The 17,441-nt window shown below is 66.7% G+C and carries 13 protein-coding genes and 1 pseudogene; 4 read left to right on the top strand and 10 right to left on the bottom strand.

Features of this window, described 5'->3' with window-relative positions; translation table 11 throughout:
- Positions 1 to 104: 104 nt before the first annotated feature.
- The 7 genes from BES08_RS12920 to cyoA form a co-directional block, all read right to left on the bottom strand.
- On the bottom strand, positions 105 to 659 hold the full coding sequence (locus BES08_RS12920) for a response regulator transcription factor (RefSeq protein WP_069708543.1): 555 nt from the start codon (positions 657 to 659) through the stop codon (positions 105 to 107).
- Positions 656 to 2,005 carry an ATP-binding protein gene (locus BES08_RS12925; RefSeq protein ID WP_069708544.1) on the bottom strand — a complete coding sequence of 450 codons (1,350 nt, stop codon included), beginning with the start codon at positions 2,003 to 2,005 and terminating at the stop codon, positions 656 to 658. The genes BES08_RS12920 and BES08_RS12925 overlap by 4 nt, the downstream gene beginning before the upstream one ends.
- Positions 1,990 to 2,643 (bottom strand): SURF1 family protein, encoded by a 654-nt coding sequence (locus BES08_RS12930; protein ID WP_083274670.1) that lies wholly within the window; start codon positions 2,641 to 2,643, stop codon positions 1,990 to 1,992. The genes BES08_RS12925 and BES08_RS12930 overlap by 16 nt, the downstream gene beginning before the upstream one ends.
- A 65-nt stretch (positions 2,644 to 2,708) precedes the next feature.
- Entirely contained in the window at positions 2,709 to 3,101 is a 393-nt protein-coding gene (gene cyoD / locus BES08_RS12935) for a cytochrome o ubiquinol oxidase subunit IV (protein WP_008831373.1), read from the bottom strand.
- The gene (gene cyoC / locus BES08_RS12940; RefSeq protein WP_069708545.1) at positions 3,101 to 3,742 is read right to left on the bottom strand and encodes a cytochrome o ubiquinol oxidase subunit III; all 642 of its coding nucleotides are present in this window, start codon (positions 3,740 to 3,742) and stop codon (positions 3,101 to 3,103) included. Before cyoC ends, cyoD begins: the two co-directional genes overlap by 1 nt.
- A gap of 3 nt (positions 3,743 to 3,745) precedes the next feature.
- The gene (gene cyoB / locus BES08_RS12945) at positions 3,746 to 5,758 is read right to left on the bottom strand and encodes a cytochrome o ubiquinol oxidase subunit I (RefSeq protein ID WP_197524373.1); all 2,013 of its coding nucleotides are present in this window, start codon (positions 5,756 to 5,758) and stop codon (positions 3,746 to 3,748) included.
- A gap of 5 nt (positions 5,759 to 5,763) precedes the next feature.
- Entirely contained in the window at positions 5,764 to 7,098 is a 1,335-nt protein-coding gene (gene cyoA / locus BES08_RS12950; protein WP_069708546.1) for a ubiquinol oxidase subunit II, read from the bottom strand.
- A 188-nt stretch (positions 7,099 to 7,286) separates the two neighbouring features.
- Between cyoA and BES08_RS12955 the strand changes: the two genes are divergently transcribed.
- Both BES08_RS12955 and BES08_RS12960 read left to right on the top strand, forming a co-directional pair.
- Complete coding sequence (locus BES08_RS12955) at positions 7,287 to 8,600, top strand: MFS transporter (protein WP_069708547.1); 1,314 nt, start codon at positions 7,287 to 7,289, stop codon at positions 8,598 to 8,600.
- A gap of 131 nt (positions 8,601 to 8,731) precedes the next feature.
- Positions 8,732 to 10,012 (top strand): annotated as a pseudogene (locus BES08_RS12960) (MFS transporter); the annotation flags it as partial.
- 59 nt (positions 10,013 to 10,071) lie between these two features.
- Here BES08_RS12960 and BES08_RS34015 read toward each other — a convergent pair.
- The 3 genes from BES08_RS34015 to BES08_RS12975 are packed head-to-tail and all read right to left on the bottom strand — an operon-like array spanning position 10,072 to position 14,741.
- Positions 10,072 to 11,055 carry a phospholipase C/P1 nuclease family protein gene (locus BES08_RS34015; protein WP_231958001.1) on the bottom strand — a complete coding sequence of 328 codons (984 nt, stop codon included), beginning with the start codon at positions 11,053 to 11,055 and terminating at the stop codon, positions 10,072 to 10,074.
- Between the two features lie 15 nt (positions 11,056 to 11,070).
- Positions 11,071 to 12,249 carry a YdcF family protein gene (locus BES08_RS12970; RefSeq protein WP_231958003.1) on the bottom strand — a complete coding sequence of 393 codons (1,179 nt, stop codon included), beginning with the start codon at positions 12,247 to 12,249 and terminating at the stop codon, positions 11,071 to 11,073.
- An 11-nt stretch (positions 12,250 to 12,260) separates the two neighbouring features.
- Entirely contained in the window at positions 12,261 to 14,741 is a 2,481-nt protein-coding gene (locus tag BES08_RS12975) for a TonB-dependent receptor (protein WP_069708549.1), read from the bottom strand.
- A gap of 236 nt (positions 14,742 to 14,977) precedes the next feature.
- On the opposite strand from BES08_RS12975, the gene BES08_RS12980 reads away from it, so the two are divergent.
- Together BES08_RS12980 and BES08_RS12985 are read left to right on the top strand one after the other, a co-directional pair.
- On the top strand, positions 14,978 to 16,090 hold the full coding sequence (locus BES08_RS12980) for an ROK family transcriptional regulator (RefSeq protein WP_069708550.1): 1,113 nt from the start codon (positions 14,978 to 14,980) through the stop codon (positions 16,088 to 16,090).
- Between the two features lie 85 nt (positions 16,091 to 16,175).
- Positions 16,176 to 17,429 carry an MFS transporter gene (locus BES08_RS12985; RefSeq protein ID WP_008831188.1) on the top strand — a complete coding sequence of 418 codons (1,254 nt, stop codon included), beginning with the start codon at positions 16,176 to 16,178 and terminating at the stop codon, positions 17,427 to 17,429.
- Positions 17,430 to 17,441 lie beyond the last annotated feature (12 nt).

A 17,441-nucleotide genomic window follows, 5' to 3' on the forward strand; every position in this document is an offset into this window, starting at 1 on the left:
GCGTATTGGCGGCTCGCGGGAAACTGCAGGGGCTTCGACAGGCTCAGCCTGAGCGGGGTTGGAGGTTTACGCTACCTCCGCTCACCCTGAGCTTGTCGAAGGTGTCAAACCTGCCGCTTCTCGAGCTTGCGCGCCAGCGTGCGGCGGTGGAGGCCGAGGCGGCGCGCGGTTTCGGAGATGTTGAATTCGCACTCCACCAGCGTCTGGTGGATGTACTCCCACTCCAGCGTCTTGATCGAGGTCTTGCGGCCCTCCACCGGCACGCTGGCATCGCCGCGCAGCGACGCGAAGGCCGCCTCGATGTCGTCGGTGTTGGAGGGTTTGGCGAGGTAGTGCGAGGCGCCCAGTTTGATCGCTTCGACGGCGGTGGCGATGCTGGCGTAGCCGGTCAGCACAACGATGCGCGTCTGCGGCGCATGGGCATGAAGCGCCTCGACCACGGTGAGGCCGGAACCCGCGCCGAGTTTCAGGTCGACCACCGCGAACTCGAAGCTGTCCGCCAGGAACAGCGCCTCGGCCTCTTCGGGGCTTGCAGCGGAGGCGACGCGGTAGCCGCGCCGTTCGAAGGAGCGGCGCAGGGTTCGCGCGAACGTGGGGTCGTCCTCGACGATGAGCAGGCTGGCGCCCGTCGCGCCGATGGCGGAGGGAGTGTCGGTCATTGCTTCTCCTGCCGTTGTTCTTGTTCTTCGAGCGCCAGTGTAGCGAGGGGGATCGCCAGTTGCACGCTCGCACCGCCGGTTTCACGGTTCTCCACCGAGACCGCCCCGCCCAGCTTGCGGATCACGTTGACGACGAGGAACAGGCCGAGCCCGCCCCCGTCGCGCCCCTTGGTCGAGATATAGGGCTGGCCGATGCGGCGCAGCACTTCGGGCGCGAAGCCGGGGCCGCGGTCGCTTACGGTCAGCATGACCTGCCGTGCGGCGCCCTCCCCTTCCAGCCAGACCTCGATCAGGACGAGGTCGGGCGAGACCTCGATGGCGTTGTCGATGACGTTGCCAACGATCTGGCGCAGGCCCGGATCGGCGATGATCTCGACGTCATGGTCCATGCGGTCGATCACCCGCAGTTCGCCGGGGATGCGGGTGCGCCATTCCTCGGCGAGATCATCGATGAAGCCGCGCACGGTGGTCACCGCCGGATCGACGCCGCGCACTTCACCCGCCGACATCAGGATACCCGATACGATCGTCTTGCAGCGCTCCAGCTCGCGGCGCACGTCAGCAAGGTCAGCGGCCATGTCGGGATCGTCCCTGATCGTCGGCTCGTGGCTCCAGTCGCCCAGGATCACCGAGATCGACGAGAGCGGCGTGCCCAGTTCATGCGCCGCGCCCGAGGCGAGCAGGCCCATGCGGATGATATGGTCCTCCTCCGCAGCCTGCTGGTAGTAGGCGGCGAGGCGCGCATCGCTTTCGCGCCGGTTGCGATCGAGCCGCACGACGAAGACGATCAGCAGCACCGCGGCCAGCACGAAGCAGAACAGGCTGCCGTAGATGTAGAGGTGGAAGTGATCGCCCGCCAAGCGATCGGGCAGCTGCAGCGGCTCGTAGAAGAAGGTCAGCAACGCCATGCACAGGCAGGCGTTGAGCGCGACGAGCCAGCTCCAGCGCGCCTCCAGGATGATCGCGCCGATGACGATCTGGAGGAGGAACAGGAAGGTGAACGGGTTTGTCGCCCCGCCCGAGTAGTAAAGCTGCCAGCACAGCGCGACGACGTCGATCATCAGCGCCGAGAACATCTCGCGCTGGGTGAACGATTCGCGCTGCAGCACGACCCGCGCGATGGTCAGGTTGATGACGATCAGCAGCAGCGGCGCCAGCAGCAGCGGCGCCAGCGGCAGGCGGACCTTGAGCACGGCAGAGACCACGACGATGGTGGCCAGCTGCCCGAACACCGCCGTCCAGCGCAGTTGGGTGAGCAGGACGACGCTGGAACGGCTCGGCGTACTGCCCGGCACCTCCGGCGGCGCGAACAGCGCCGCCAGGCGCTCGATCACGCCCGGCGCCATGTATAGGCGAGCGCGACCAGCGACAGCGCCGCCATCGCGAACCAGGTCAGGGCATAGCTGAGATGGCTGTCGGGGAACGTGATCTGGGTGAGGCCGGGTACGGGCTTGAGGGCGGGCGCGGTGCTCGCCTGCTCCACTTGCACATCGACGAAGGCGGGGGAGACGGCGCCCACCTTGCGCGCCTGCGCCAGTGCGGCGGTATCGCGCGAGTACCAGCGATCGTCCTGCGGGGCATTGGACTGCAGGATGCTGCCCTTGGGCTCGGGCAGGCGCAGCAGGCCGACGATCGACACCTTGCCCGCAGGCGCCGAGGCTCCGGCGGCGGCGCGGGTGGTCCCGGCGGGCACGAAGCCGCGGTTGACCCACAGGAGCCTGCCGTCTTCGAGGCGCAGCGGCGTCATCGTCCAGTAGCCCGTTCCGCGTTCCGTGGCGGCCCGCACCAGCGCGGTCGCAGGCCCGTCATAGACTCCCGAGACGCGGACGCGAAGATATTCGAGATCGGGGCCGAGGCTGCCGTCCTGCGGCAGCGCCTGTGGAGCGGCATGGACGCGCGCATCGACGCGGGCGATCAGCGCATGCTTCCAGTGCATCCGCTGGATCTGCCAGATGCCCAGGCCCACGAATATCGCGAAGGCCACTAGCAGAAGCGCGGCAAGCCCGATGGGCCGCCGCGCTCCTTTTGCCGCCGTTGTGCGGTCCTCGGTCAGGGCAGCTGGCCCATGTCGTGGACGCTCATCGGCATCATGTTGGTGTTGAGGTGGAACATGACCCACAGCGAACCGGACAGCGTGATGATGACCAGAACGATCGTGAAGATCAGCGCCATGACCGTCCAGCCGTTCTCCGACTTGGTGTTCATGTGCAGGAAGTAGATCATGTGGACCACGATCTGCACCACGGCGAAAGCCATGATGACCAGCGCGGTGGTCTGCTTGTCGGGGATCGCGCCCGTCATCACCAGCCAGAACGGGATCGCGGTGAGCACGACCGACAGCAGGAAGCCGACGACGTACTCGCGCATCGAGCCATGGCTCGCGCCGTGCTCGTCGTGGTGATCGTGCGCGGCGGGGTTGGGGTGGGCGTGTTCGTTCGCCATCACAGCATTCCCATCAGGTAGACGAAGGTGAAGACGCCGATCCAGATGACGTCGAGGAAGTGCCAGAACAGCGACAGGCACATGAGGCGGCGCTTGTTGGCCGGGATCAGGCCCTTCTTGCCGACCTGCACCACCAGCGTGAACAGCCAGATCAGGCCGAAGGTGACGTGCAGACCGTGCGTGCCTACCAGCGAGAAGAACGCGGTGAGGAAGCCCGAGCGCATCGGCGTCGCACCCTCGTGGATGAGGTTGCTGAACTCGTAGAGTTCGATGCCGAGGAAGCATGCGCCGAACACGGCGGTGACCAGCAGCCAGGCTTGCGTCGCGCCCTTGTTGTTCTTCTCCATGGCCAGCATGGCGAAGCCGTAAGTGATCGACGAGAACAGCAGCATGGCGGTGTTGAGCGCCACCAGCGGCAGCTCGAACAGGTCCTTCGGCCCCGGCCCGGCGGCCAGGCTGCCGCCCAGCACGCCGTATGCCGCAAAGAGCATGGCGAAGATGAGACAGTCGCTCATCAGGTAGACCCAGAAGCCCAGCATGGTGCTGCCGCCTTCGGGGTGGTCATGCTCGTTCAGGTCGTAGAACGCGGCCTGAAGCTGCGCCTGATCGAGATCGTGGGTCGGTGCGGTCGTAGCGGTCATGTCTCAGGCTCCCGCGGCGGCGAGCTGGCGGGTGCGTTCCGCCTCGGTCGCTTCGACCGTCTCGACGGGGATGTGGTAGTCCCGCTTGTAGTTGAACGTATGGAAGATCGCATAGCCGATGATCCCGGCGAACGAGACCGCCGCAAGCCACCAGATGTACCAGATCATCGCGAAGCCGAGCGCCGTCGACAGACCCGCCAGGATCAGGCCGGTCCCCGTGCCGCTGGGCATGTGGATCGGACGGAAGCCGGAGGTCGGGCGCTGGACGCCGCAGCGCTTCATGTCGTCCCAGGCGTCGAGGTCGTGGACCAGCGGCGTGAAGGCGAAGTTGTACTCCGGCGGCGGCGACGAGGTCGACCACTCCAGCGTACGGCCGTTCCACGGATCGCCCGTCTCGTCCTTCAGTTCCTCGCGCTTCCAGATGGAGACGGCGAACTGGACCAGCATGGCGCCGATGCCACCGGCGATCATCACGGCGCCGAAGGCGGCGATGACGAACCAGATCTGGATCGACGGATCGTCGAACACGCGCATGCGGCGGGTCACGCCCATCAGGCCGAGGATGTAGAGCGGCATGAAGGCGAACCAGAAGCCCGGAACCCACAGCCAGAAGCTGACCTTGCCCCAGAACTGGTTGAGCTTGAAGCCGAAGGCCTTGGGCCACCAGAAGTTGATCGCCGCGAAGATGCCGAACAGCACGCCGCCGATGATCACGTTATGGAAGTGCGCGATCAGGAACAGCGAGTTGTGCAGCACGAAGTCCGCAGGCGGCACCGCGAGCAGCACGCCGGTCATGCCGCCGACCGTGAAGGTCAGCATGAACGCGACGGTCCACATCATCGGCAGCTCGTAGCGGATGCGGCCGCGGTACATCGTGAACAGCCAGTTGAACAGCTTCGCGCCGGTCGGGATCGAGATCACCATGGTGGTGATGCCGAAGAACGAGTTGACGCTCGCGCCCGAACCCATCGTGAAGAAGTGGTGCAGCCACACGAGGTACGACAGGATGGTGATGACCAGCGTGGCGTAGACCATCGACGAGTAGCCGAACAGGCGCTTGCCCGAGAAGGTCGAGACGACTTCCGAGAATACGCCGAACAGCGGCAGGATGAGGATGTAGACCTCGGGGTGACCCCAGATCCAGATCAGGTTCACGTACATCATCGGCGAGCCGCCGAAGTCGTTCGAGAAGAAGTTGAAGCCGAGGTAGCGGTCGACGGTCAGCATCGTCATCACCGCCGTCAGCACCGGGAAGGCGGCGACGATCAGGATGTTGGTGCAAAGCGAGGTCCAGGTGAACACCGGCATGCGCATCATGGTCATGCCGGGCGCGCGCATCTTGACGATGGTGCACACCAGGTTGACGCCCGAAAGCAGCGTGCCGACACCCGCGATCTGCAGGGACCAGATGTAATAGTCGACGCCGACCCACGGGCTGTACGCCAGGTTCGACAGCGGCGGATAAGCCAGCCAGCCGGTCTGCGCGAACTCACCCACGAACAGCGACATCATGGTGAGCACCGCACCGGCGGTGGTCATCCAGAAGCTGAAGTTGTTCAGGAACGGGAAGCTGACGTCACGCGCACCGATCTGCAGCGGCACGATGTAGTTCATGAGGCCCGTGACGAAAGGCATCGCCACGAAGAAGATCATGATCACACCGTGCGCGGTGAAGACCTGGTCGTAGTGGTGGGCGTTGAGGTAACCGTCGTTGCCGTTGAACGCCATCGCCTGCTGGGCGCGCATCATGATCGCGTCGGCGAAGCCGCGCAGGAACATGACCAGACCCAGGATCATGTACATGATGCCGATCTTCTTGTGATCGACGCTGGTGAACCACTCCTTCCAGAGATAGCCCCAGAGCGTGAAGTAGGTCAGGCCCGCGACGAGCGCGGCGCCGCCGAGCATCACGACCACGAAGGTCGCGAGCACGATCGGCTCCTGCGGGATGGCATCCAGCCACAGGCGCCCGAGTAGCGGGCTCCAGTGGTTATGGGCTTCGGCTTCGATGGCCATGAGTGTCAGTTCCGCGAATTCAGGGAAATGTGAGCGGGCTTCGGCGAAGACGCGGCGGGCGCGTCCTCACCACCGAAGCCGATCGACTGCGGCGCGGGGATCCCGGCGCCGTTCAGCGAGCGAAGGTCGGAAGGCGCCTTGACGGAACCGTCGCGCACCTGACCGGGCATCTGCTCGCACAGCGCACGGACCCAGGCCAGCTCGCGCTTGACCGCGTCGCTGGGGTTCGCGCTCTCGGCAACCGCGCTGTCGCGGCCGTCCTTGTCGTACGACAGCATCTGCACGTTGCGGATGCCCGCCTTGCCCAGACCACCGCGCGCGTCGAGAGCCATCATCTCGCTCATGCACATCTTGCCCGGCTGGACGCACATGTTGACGACGGCGTCATAGAGCTTGGGATCGACGTTGGCGAAACGGATCGCCGGAACCTTCTGCGTCGGCTTCTCGAGTTCGAGGTAGGCCGCACGGTCAAGGGTGCCGCCCATCTGCTTGGCGGGAACGCCGGTGAACGATTCGGCGGCGATCACGTCGCCCGCAGGCTGCGGCCTGGTGCCGGTGGTCTTCACGTCACCGACCCACTTGGCGAAGTCCGCGTCCGAAACCGAACGCATCTTGAAGCGCATATGGGTGAAGCCCGCGCCCGAGTAGTTGGCCGAGAAGCCGACCGACTCGACGTTCGAGTTCATCACCGCGTGCAGGCGCGTTTCCATGCCCGGCATCGCGTAGATCTGGCCCGCCATCGCCGGAACGTAGAACGAGTTCATGACGTTCGCGGAAGTGATCTTGAAGTTCAGCGGGCGGCCGCTCGGCACGACCAGTTCGTTGACCGTGGCAACGCCCTGCTCGGGGTAGATGAACAGCCACTTCCAGTCGAGCGCGACGACTTCGACCTCGAGAGGCTTCGCATCCTGCGAAACCTGGGTCTGGGCGTCGATGCGGCCGATGGTGCGGTAGGGATCGAGAAGGTGGGTGCTGGTCCAGGTCACGGCGCCAAGGCAGATGATGATGAGCAGCGGCGCGGCCCAGATCATCAGTTCGAGCTGGGTCGAGTGATCCCAGTCCGGCTCGTACTTCGCGTCCTTGTTGTTGGCACGGTAGCGCCACGCGAAGATCACCACCGCCAGCATCACCGGCACGACGATGAGCAGCATCAGCAGCGTCGCGACGACCACGAGGTCGCCCTGCTGCTGTGCAACATCGCCCGACGGCTTGAGCACGAGGGTGTTGCACGCCGACAGCGCAGCGGTCAGCCCGAGGGCGCCCACGACGCGCATCGCGCGGTTACGGAACGGGCCGAAACGACGGCCGGGCGGGTTCAGACGTGACTCGGGCGGTTGCATGGCGCGTCGCCTAGGCCCGTGCTGCGGATGCGAACATAGGACATTTTGTCCAATCCCCTTACGGCGTTTCAGATACAATAGGGCGGCCAATTGTGAAGCCGCGCGTCCGTCGCGCCGGTGCGATTCGCGGACGGGCGGGACTCTCGCTTATTCCCGTGTTATACCAGACGAAGGCCGAGATACGCCAGATGAGCACAACCACGACCCCGACCCGCGAGGAACTCGGCCTGCCGACGTTCAAGCCGCACCACGCGATTTCGCCCGGCGAGATCGCGATCGGCGTGATCATCGGCCGTACCTCGGAATTCTTCGACTTCTTCGTCTACGCCATCGCCTCGGTGCTGGTGTTCCCGAAGCTGTTCTTCCCCTTCGTCGATCCGCTGACCGGCACGCTCTACAGCTTCGCGATCTTCGCGCTGGCCTTCATCGCGCGCCCGTTCGGTTCGCTGTTCTTCATGGCGCTCGACCGTGCCTACGGCCGCGGCGTCAAGCTGACGATCGCGCTGTTCGGTCTCGGCGGCTCCACTGCCGCGATCGCCTTCCTGCCGACCTATGAGACCATGGGCGCCACCGCGATCTGGCTGCTGGCGATCTTCCGCATCGCGCAGGGCTTCGCGCTCGGCGGCACCTGGGACGGCCTGGCTTCGCTGCTCGCGCTCAACGCCCCGGAAAACCGCCGTGGCTGGTGGGCGATGGTGCCGCAGCTCGGTGCGCCGTTCGGCCTCATCGTCGCCAGCGCGCTGTTCGCCTACATGATCGCCGTGCTGCCCGCCGCCGACTTCCTGGAGTGGGGCTGGCGCTATCCGTTCTTCGTGGCGCTCGCGATCAACGTCGTCGCGCTCTTCGCGCGCCTGCGCATCGTCGTCACCGAGGAATTCCAGACCCTGTTCGAAAGCCGCGACTTGCAGCCCGTCAGCGTCATGGGCACCGTGAGCAAGGAAGGCCGCACCGTCCTGATCGGCGCCTTCGCCCCGCTCGCCAGCTTCGCGATGTTCCACATGGTCACCGTGTTCCCGCTCTCGTGGGTGTTCCTCTTCACCAAGGAAGCGCCGACCCGCTTCCTGCTGATCGAAGTGCTGGCCGCCGTCTTCGGCCTCGTCGCCGTGCTGTTCTCGGGCCGCCTCGCCGACCGTTACGGCCGCCGCACCCTGCTCGGCACTTGCGCCGTCGGCATCGCGGTATTCAGCGGCTTCGCGCCGCAGCTGCTCGACGGAGGTACGGCCGGTGAGCTGGTCTTCATGATCGGCGGCTTCATCCTGCTGGGCCTGTCGTTCGGCCAGTCCTCGGGCGTCGTCGCCTCGGCTTTCCCGACCGACCACCGCTACACCGGCTCGGCGCTCACCAGCGACCTTGCCTGGCTGTTCGGCGCCGGCTTCGCCCCGCTGGCGGCGCTGCTGCTCTCCACCCACTTCGGCCTGATCGCCTCGGGCGGCTACCTGCTCTCGGGCGCGCTGGCGACCCTGCTGGCCCTGTGGCTGAACAAGGAACTCGCCAGCCGCTAACTCCGGCGCGAGGATCGATACCGGAAAGGGCCGCCATCCACCGGGATGGCGGCCCTTCTCTTTTGTTGAACGGCCCCTAACACGGCCCTGTGTCGCACAGCCGTCATGATCCGCCGCTAGCGGCCGGTTCCATGCCCAACCCAGGCCACACTCTGGCCGTCATCGCGCGTGAGGCGCGGCTGTTCGCCTATTCCTCGGGGAATTTCGGCAAGGCGCTGGTCTTTGCCGGGGCGGACATGACGATCCTGTTCCTGCTGACCGACCTGCTCGGCCTGAGCGCGACGGCGGCCGGGTCGCTGATGCTGGTCGCGCTGGCGGGCGACCTCGTGTTCGATCTGGTCGCGGCCGCGCTGGTGATCCGGCTGCGACGCAAGGGACGCGGCTATCGCTGGCTGGTCGCGACCGGCACGGTGCCCTGCGGCATGGCCTTCGCGATGCTCTACGCCATGCCCGCCTCCGGTCTCCATCAGGGCTGGCTGCTGGCGGCGGCGATGCTGGTGTTTCGCGGCGCCTACGCGGTGATCGACGTGCCGCACAACGCGCTTATGGCGCAGATGACCAGCGACAGCCGGGCGCGCGGGCGCGTATCCGGCTATCGGCTGTTGTTCAGCACCGCCAGTTCGCTTTGCGTGGCGATGGTGCTGACCCCGCTCGTGCAGCATGCCGCGCGCAGCCGCGCCTTCGATGCGCTGGCGGTGACCGGAGCATTCGCTGCAGGGCTTTTCGCGCTGACCATGATCCTGTGCGTCGCGACCTCGGGGCGCCAGGCCGGGACGTCAGCGGATGCCGCCGGACAGGACGCCATCCGCGTGCCGCTGCGCGATCCGCTGGTGCTGGGCATGGGCCTTCTGGCGCTTGTCACCGGCTTCGCGATGCCGACGTTCGGGCGGATGATCCTGTTCATCGGCACATACGTGGTCGAGCGGCCCGATCTGGTCGCCACGCTGCTGCTGGCGATGACCTGCGGGCAGTTTGCCGGGGTGCTGTTCTGGACCGCCCTGACGGCGCGGATGGATCAGGCGCGGGTTCTGGCCATGGGCCACGGCGTCAGCGCAGTGGGCTTCGTGCTGTTCGCCCTGTGCCTGGATCGCCCCGACGCCCTGCTAGCCTGTGTGGCGGTGATCGGCTTCGGCCTCGCCTCGGTGTTCATGCTGCCCTGGGGACTGCTGGCCAACGCGGTGGACTTCGTGGCGCTGCGCCATGGGCGGCGACTGGAGACGGGTCTCTTCGCCTTCTACCTCGTCGCGGTGAAGGCCAGCGGCGCGGCGGCGACGGCGTTGATCGGGTGGTCGCTGGGTTGGCTGGGCTACGTGCCCGGAGAGCACCAAGGCACTTCGGTCGAAACCGGCATGCTGGCGCTGGGACTGGGCCTGCCGCTGATGGGAGCCCTGTCCGCCATCGTCCTGCTACGCCGCTTCGACATCGGCCACGCGCGGCACGCCCGGGTACGCGCCGCGCTGGATCGGAAAGTTCAATCGGGCGCCGAGCCGGTTTCCGGGTTGAACTTCGGGTTGGCAAAGTCGATCGGCGAAGGTTCGACCTTGGCCGGAGGCGCGGCGCTCTCGGCCCAGGCGCGGCAGAGCATGTCGCGCAGCATCGTCGCCCCCGCAGCCGTGCGTTCATAGACCATCTCGCGCACGCGCTTGTCGGTGAAGTCGGCGAACTGAGCGCGCTTCTCCAGCGCGAAGACCTCGCCCACCTTGTCGCCCGAGTGGTCGAGATAGGCCAGCACCGCGTCGAACATGTCGCCCGAGGTCCGGCCGGGCTTGCCGATACGCGGGGCGATGTCGGCCACCGTCAGCTTCATGCCGTCGACGAACTGGCTCTCGAAGCGGCCGTGGACGGTGCGGTCGGTCGTGTAGCCATGCGGGTTCGGCCCACGCCAGCCATCGCTGCTGACCGAATCGTGCATCGGGTTGGCCCCGTCGCCGATGTAATGGCCGAGGCGGATGACGTCGAAAGCGCAGTTCTGCTCGGCCACGGAGGCGTCCTTGCCTTCCGCGTTCGCCGCGCGGATGCGGCGCATGCACACGACGATGCGGTCATAGGCCTCGATCGCGGCATAAGGCAGCGTGCCGGTCCAGCGCACATTGGTGCGCGCGGCGGTTTCGGGATCGCTGTCCTTGATCTTCTCGTACTGCTTGTAGAGCGCGATCACGAACTCGTAGCGCGAGCGGGGGATGGGTTTGAGGAACGTGAATTGCTCGCGGAACCAGCCGTGGTTGGGGTCTTCCTCGATCTTGGAGAAGTTCTCGGAGTTGCCCCGCCAGCTGTCGGGGAGCAGCGAGGAGGCGCCGATATAGTCCTCGTACTTGCGCAGGAACACCGGGCCGTCCTCGGGGATGGCCTCGATCGCGGCGCGGTCGATGACGGTGTGGGCAGTGCCGCCCCAGGCCAGTGCGGCAGTGGGACTGAGGCCGAGTGCGGCGATGGTGGCGAGGAGGATGTTACGCATGGGGAACGGCTCCGATCAGGGATCCAGCGGATCGCGCGGGTCCACGCGCGCAGAAAGGGCGGATGGGCGAAATTCCAGATCGGTCGGTGAGACGCGCGCACCGATGGTGCCGGGCTGATAGCCCAGTTCGCGGTTATTGCGCGCCGCGAACTCGGGGTTCTCGATCATCGCGCTCTGGTCCGGGTTGCAGACGATCAGCGTGTCCTTGTCCAGCGGGGCGCCCATGGCCATCAGCAGGCGCGAGGCATTGCGCAAGTTGGTGGTGGTGTGGCGCGCGTGCGGTTCGATGACGATGGCCTCGGCGGGGACGCCGTAGCGCTCGATCAGGGCGCGGCGCATTTCCTCGGCTTCGGCGAAGGCGGTGGCGCGCGGGTGGGCATGGCCACCGGTGAGGATCAGGAACGGCGCGTCCCCCGCCGCGAAACGCTGGGCGGCAAGGCGCACGTGGTACTTGCCGTAAGGGCTGAGCGGCATGCCATCGACCTCAGGCCCGACGCCGGTGACGATCAGCGCGCTATAGCGGTAGCGCTTCCAGTCGAGGCCCTTAGCGCGCCTGAAGGCGGGGGCGTTGAGGCCGCCGGTGAGCGGCTCATAACTGATGGCATCGCGGCGGTCGGCGGCATCGAGCAGCGCCAGCGCATAGTCCAGGCTGGGATCGAGCGCCTGCAGCGAATTCGCGCGCACCGTCTGCGACAGCCATGTGGCCGCCTGCAGACGCGAGCGGGCCTCCTGCGGGTCGACCATGCCGGCACCGTCGATGCCGGGATACGGCGGCACCTGACCCAGACCATACGTGCGCACGATCGTGTTGATGCCTGCGATCTCGCGCCCGGCCTGCGCGGCGGGGCCGTCGTCCGCGGCCTTCCCCGAGGCAGCAGCGGCGAGGACTTGCGCCTCGCCGTCAGTCCAGACCATCGCCTGCGCCACGCAGCCGAGGTCGGTGCCGCAGGCCGCCCGCCGGTCGAACCGGGCGCGCAGCATGGCGGCGACCTCGGGGCGAGCCTGCAGCGCATTGAGCGCCGCAGGATCGCGGCCCAGCGCGTCGAACAACGGGAACAACCGCTGCGACAGGCTCTCCGTCACCGTGTCCCTGACGGCCTGCGCCCTGACATCCTGTGCCGACGCGCAGACCGTCGTGAGCGAGAGTGCCGCAGCAACGGCAACCGCTGCCATGCGCGCCGAACCTTTCCGCATTGCCGCCGTCCTTACCAGGACTTGCCGACGACGAGGCGGAAGTTGCGGCCGAAGATCGGACGCCCGTAGATCGCCTCGGCGCTGCCTTGCCCTGCCAGCGAGTCGGTGCGGGTATTGCCTTCGGTCAGGCCGTGGGCATTGAACAGGTTGTCGCCGACGACCTGCAGCTGCCATGTGCCGTGCTTCACCGTCACGCCCGCGCCCACGGTGCCGTAAGCGGGCAGCGCGGTGTTGTTGTAGAGATCGACGAAGCGCTTGCCCATGTAGGTGTAGCGGCCATAGATCGACACGTCGGTGTCGCCCGTGGTGAAGTCGAAGCTCGGACGGATGTTGCCGTAGACCTTCGGCTGGCGGACGATCTGGTTGCCCTCGGCCTGCTCCGGGTCGGCGCCGGTGCTGCTCTGGAAGTTCTTGTACTTCGGATCGCTGACGGTCAGCGCACCATTGAGGGTGAACCACGGGGTCACGCTCCAGGCGCCGTCGAACTCGATGCCCTTGACCTGCGCTTCGCCGATGAAGGGCACGTTCACGTCATTGCGGCCCGTGGTCGGATCGTAGGCCAGGAACGAGGCATTGAGCGGGTCGAAGTTAGTGTAGAAGCCCGTCACATAGAGGTACGAGCGGCCCATCGACAGCTTGAGGCCCGCCTCGAACTGGTCGGCGACGGTGGTGATGATCGTCGGGTTGATGCTCATCACGGTCTGGACGTTGGGCGGCGTCTCGAGGTGCGAGGCGCGGCCGTAGACGCCGATGTGGCTGGAGAAGTCGTAGTTCGCGCCGATCGTCCAGTTGGTGACGCTGGGCTTGAGCTTCTGGTTCAGGATCACGCCGGTGAAGGCGCGGGTGCTGTCGTCGGCCAGCGTGGTCGTGTCGCCAAGGTTAGCGGCTTCGGTCAGCGCGGCCCAGCCCTTGTAGCTGTAGCGTTCGTGGCGAATGCCGCCGTCGATGCGCAGCCCGGGCACGATTTCCCAGGTGTCGTTGGCGTAGAGCGCGAACATCTTGGCGTCGCTGTCGCCCTGGTTGAGCGTCGCGGCGTAGTTCAGCACGCCGTTGTCGGTGACGCGGCCCAGTTCGGAGCCGGCGGCGTTGTACGCGACGAGGTCGAGCGTGCGGGGCTTGCCGGACACTTCGATCAGGTAGTTCTGGTAGAGGGTGCGGCTGTCCTCGCCATAGAGGCTGCCGTAGACGCCAAGCTTGATGTCGTGGGTGCCGATGCCGGTGTCGAACTTGCGTGCGACCGAGAGGTTGGCCTGACCCGAATAGAACTTCGAGTGGATGTCGCGGTACTGGCCCTGCATGACGAGGCCGGAAGCGGCATAGGGATCATAGACGGTGTTGGTCCCCGCCAGCGTGTAGCCGAAGTGGTCGACCGCGCCGAACGCCGTGGTGGCGCGGGCGAGGTAGCCTGCCGCGAAGGCGTTGCCGTCGGCCGGGTTGGTGGTCGAGTAGAATGCGGTGAAGTCGTTCTTGCCCTGCGTGTAACCGGCAGCGGCGGTCACAAGCCACCCGTCGAAGTCGCCTTCGTAATGCGCGCCGAAGTTCACCATCTGCATGTGGCGGCCGTCCGAAAGATCGGAATTGCGGCTCTGCACCACGCCGTTGCCGTCACGGTACTTGAGGTTGACGTTGCGGAAGGCCGGCGAGTTCATCGTCCCGTCGAAGTAGTCGATGTACTGGTTCAGCGACGCGCCGGTCAGCGGATTGTTGGTCGGGATCGGCAGATAGAACGTGTTGTGATCGTTGACGTAGTTGAAGTTCAGCTTGATGAACCCGTTGTCGGTCACATGCTTGATGTTGGCGCGGATCTGGCCGCCCTTGTCATTGGGGAAGCCGTTGTCGCGGTAGCCGTCGTGGTAGCGCATGAAGCCGCCGACCGCGTAGTAGGTGTCCTTGGCCAGCTTGCCCGCCTGATAGGCGTCGAGGCGGTAGAGGCCGGTATCGCCCAGCGTGACCTGCGCCTTGCCGCGCGCTTCCTCGCCGCCGGTGACGGTGATCGCGTTGATGATCGCGCCCGAGTAGCTGGCGTAGACCGGGGCCGGACCGCCGCGCACGACTTCGACGTGGTCGGTCATCAGGTCCTGCTTGAGGATGGCGTCGCCGCGGAAAAACACGCCGTCGTTCTCGTGGAACAGCGGCAGGCCGTCCTGCTGGAAGCTCACGAAGCCGCCATCGTTGGGCAGGCCGCGGATGCGGTAGATGTTCTGCACTTCGCCGCCGGTGATCTCGGTCTGGAAGCCGGGAAGCTGGCCGATCAGGTCCGCGAAGTTGACCGGGGCGATCTTCTCGAAATCTTCCTGCGAGATCGTGTTGACCGCATAGGACACGTCGAAGCGGCGCTCGGCGCGGGTCGAGCCGGTGACGATGATGTCATCGCCGGTCGATTCGTTCGAAGCGGTGGGCGCACCAGCGGGCGCCTCGTCGGCGTAGGCGGGCGTGAAGGCGGTGGCGAGCGCGGCAAACGCCGCGCCAGTGGCGAGAACGGACTTGAGCATGACGGCCCCTCATGAATCTGGATCGCCGGGGAGGCGGCGACGGGGGCGCTCTGGACGCGCTGTGTGACGTTTTTAATTATTGTTGTGAAAATAAATAAAGCGAGTACGTCGTCCCGGACTTGATCTGGGACCGCTGGCGGTGAACCGCCCACGTCGCGTGCAAGCGTCTTGCCGAAACTCCTTCTCCTAAAGACAGGCACCGGTCCCGGATCAAGTCCGGGACGACGAGGATCCCCATGGCCACTCCCGCATTCGATATCGACCAGCGGCGCATAATTCATGAGCTGCGCAAGGCGGGCGCGCTGTCGCGCTCGGCGCTGGCGGAGCGGCTGGAGATCAGCCACACAGCCCTCACCCGCATCTCCCGCGAACTGCTGACGCTCGGCCTCATCGAGGAAGTGACCGAAGGCGGCGCGCAAGGGCGCGGACGCCCTGCGATCCCGCTGCGGCTGGCGTCGAAGGGCGGCTATGCGGTGGGCGCCACGGCGCACAAGGGCCTGCTCGACATCGCCATCGTCGATTTCGCGGGCCGGACCATCGCCACCCACCGCGAAGACAGCGATCCCATTGACCCTCGCCAGTTCGCGCAGCGCGTCCGCCGCGTGACGCACGACCTTGTCGACCGGCACGGCCTGCTCGGCCAGCGCATGCTCGGCATCGGCGTGGCGGTGCCCGGCCCGGCGCTCTCGCTGGAAGGCGAGCGGTGGAGCGTGGTCGAGGACATGCCCGGCTGGCGCGGCACACCCTTGCGCGAGATCCTGAGCGCCGAACTGGGCTGGCCGCTGTGGCTGGAGAACGACGCCAACGTCGCCGCCATCGCCGAGTTCTACATGGGCGGCCTGCTGCGCGAATTCTCGACCGTGGTGGTGCTGCTGCTCGGCTACGGGATCGGCGCCGGGGTCATCGTCGACGGGCGGCTGGTACGCGGCCAGTTCGGCGTGGCCGGGGAAGTCGGCTGCCTGTTCCCCGGCGACCGTCCGCGGCCGAGCCCGCTCGACCTGCTCTCCACCTTGCGCGCCAGCGGCTGCGACCTGACCTCGGTGAGCGAGATCGACCTTGCCTCCGAAGCCCAGCGCCCCGCGATAGAACAATGGATGGACCGCGCCGCGCGGCAGTTGGAGGTCGTCGCCGACACCGCCTTCGCCTGGCTCGATCCCGGCGCCATCGTGCTGGCGGGTGCGGTGCCCGGCGACGTGCTGGAGGGTCTCGCCTCGCGCCTGCGCGCGGCCTCGCTGGTGACGACGGTGGACGGGCGCGGCCCGCCGGTGCGCGTGTCCGGGCTGCGCGGGTCTCCGGTTACGCTGGGCGCGGCGCTGCTGCCGATCCACGCGATCTCCGCGCAGAACTGAGCGCAAGCCGGAACGACGGACCCTCTCGTCATGAGCGTTCCGGCCCGCTAGAGGATACCGCCGAGCGAGGGGAGCACCACGAAGCATGAACGTCTACCGCCAGAACGCCCGCGTCCTGACCGCGAGCCTCGTGGGCACCGCCGTCGAGTTCTACGACTTCTACATCTATGCGACCGCCGCCGCGCTCGTCTTCGGGCCGCTGTTCTTCCCGGCCGAGTCCGCGACCGTCCAGCACCTTGCCGCTTATGCCAGCTTCGCCATCGCCTTCATCGCGCGGCCGGTGGGGGCGACGCTGTTCGGCCATTTCGGCGACCGCGTGGGGCGCAAGTCCACGCTCGTCGCCTCGCTGCTGCTGATGGGCGGGGCGACGGTACTGATCGGCGTGCTGCCGACGTATGAGAGCGCGGGCTGGATCGCCCCTGCCCTGCTGTGCCTGATGCGCTTCTGTCAGGGCCTGGGCCTTGGCGGCGAGTGGGGCGGCGCGGCGCTGCTGGCGGTGGAGAGCGCGCCCAAGGGCTACGAGGCGCGCTTCGGCATGTTCCCGCAGCTGGGCGCTCCGGTTGGGTTCTTCGCGGCCAACGGGCTGTTCCTCGTCATCAGTTCGGTGCTGAGCGACGCGGAGTTCGCCGCCTGGGGCTGGCGCATCCCCTTTCTGCTGAGCGCGGTACTCGTCGGCCTCGGCCTGTGGATCCGCTTTCGCCTTTCCGAAAGCCCGGTCTTCGCGAAGGAAGACGACCACCACCGCGCCATCCCCGTGGTCGAGCTGTTCCGCACCCACATGCGCGAGACGGTGGCGGGCACTTTCGCGGTGATCGCCTGCTTCGCGCTCTACTATCTCGCGACCACCTTCGCACTGGGCTACGGCACTGCGACGCTGGGCTTCGGCCGTCAGCAATTCCTTGGCGTACAGTTGTTCGCGATCCTGTTCATGGCGGTAGGTATCGTCGTTGCGGGCTATGCGGCCGACAGGCGCTCCTCGCGTTCAGTGTTGATGTTCGGATGCTTCTGCGCGGTGCTGCTGGGCACGGTGATGGGCCTGATGTTCTCGACCGGATCGCTGTTCGTGATCGGCGTGTTCCTGTGCGTCGCGCTGTTCACCATGGGCCTCGTCTACGGCCCGATCGCCGAACTGCTGCCCAGGCTGTTCAAGGCGCGGGTACGCTACACCGGCGCCTCGATCGCGTTCAACGTGGGCGGCATCGTCGGCGGCGGCTTCGCGCCCGCCGTGGCGCAGGGGCTGGCCGACAGCGGCGGCGTGCTGTTCGTGGGCCTCTACATTTCCGGCGCGGCGCTCCTCAGCCTGTTCGGGCTGATGGCGGTGCGGGCCGAGCGGGTTTGAGCGAAGGCAGGA

It is taken from the genome of Novosphingobium resinovorum (assembly GCF_001742225.1).
GTDB lineage: Bacteria > Pseudomonadota > Alphaproteobacteria > Sphingomonadales > Sphingomonadaceae > Novosphingobium > Novosphingobium resinovorum_A.

Coding starts and splice junctions, on each gene's coding strand:
- BES08_RS12920 (WP_069708543.1), bottom strand. CDS start 659: ATGACCGACACTCCCTCCGCCATCGGCGCGACGGGCGCCAGCCTGCTC.
- BES08_RS12925 (WP_069708544.1), bottom strand. CDS start 2,005: ATGGCGCCGGGCGTGATCGAGCGCCTGGCGGCGCTGTTCGCGCCGCCG.
- cyoD (WP_008831373.1), bottom strand. CDS start 3,101: ATGGCGAACGAACACGCCCACCCCAACCCCGCCGCGCACGATCACCAC.
- cyoC (WP_069708545.1), bottom strand. CDS start 3,742: ATGACCGCTACGACCGCACCGACCCACGATCTCGATCAGGCGCAGCTT.
- cyoB (WP_197524373.1), bottom strand. CDS start 5,758: ATGGCCATCGAAGCCGAAGCCCATAACCACTGGAGCCCGCTACTCGGG.
- cyoA (WP_069708546.1), bottom strand. CDS start 7,098: ATGCAACCGCCCGAGTCACGTCTGAACCCGCCCGGCCGTCGTTTCGGC.
- BES08_RS12955 (WP_069708547.1), top strand. CDS start 7,287: ATGAGCACAACCACGACCCCGACCCGCGAGGAACTCGGCCTGCCGACG.
- BES08_RS34015 (WP_231958001.1), bottom strand. CDS start 11,055: ATGCGTAACATCCTCCTCGCCACCATCGCCGCACTCGGCCTCAGTCCC.
- BES08_RS12970 (WP_231958003.1), bottom strand. CDS start 12,249: ATGCGGAAAGGTTCGGCGCGCATGGCAGCGGTTGCCGTTGCTGCGGCA.
- BES08_RS12975 (WP_069708549.1), bottom strand. CDS start 14,741: ATGCTCAAGTCCGTTCTCGCCACTGGCGCGGCGTTTGCCGCGCTCGCC.
- BES08_RS12980 (WP_069708550.1), top strand. CDS start 14,978: ATGGCCACTCCCGCATTCGATATCGACCAGCGGCGCATAATTCATGAG.
- BES08_RS12985 (WP_008831188.1), top strand. CDS start 16,176: ATGAACGTCTACCGCCAGAACGCCCGCGTCCTGACCGCGAGCCTCGTG.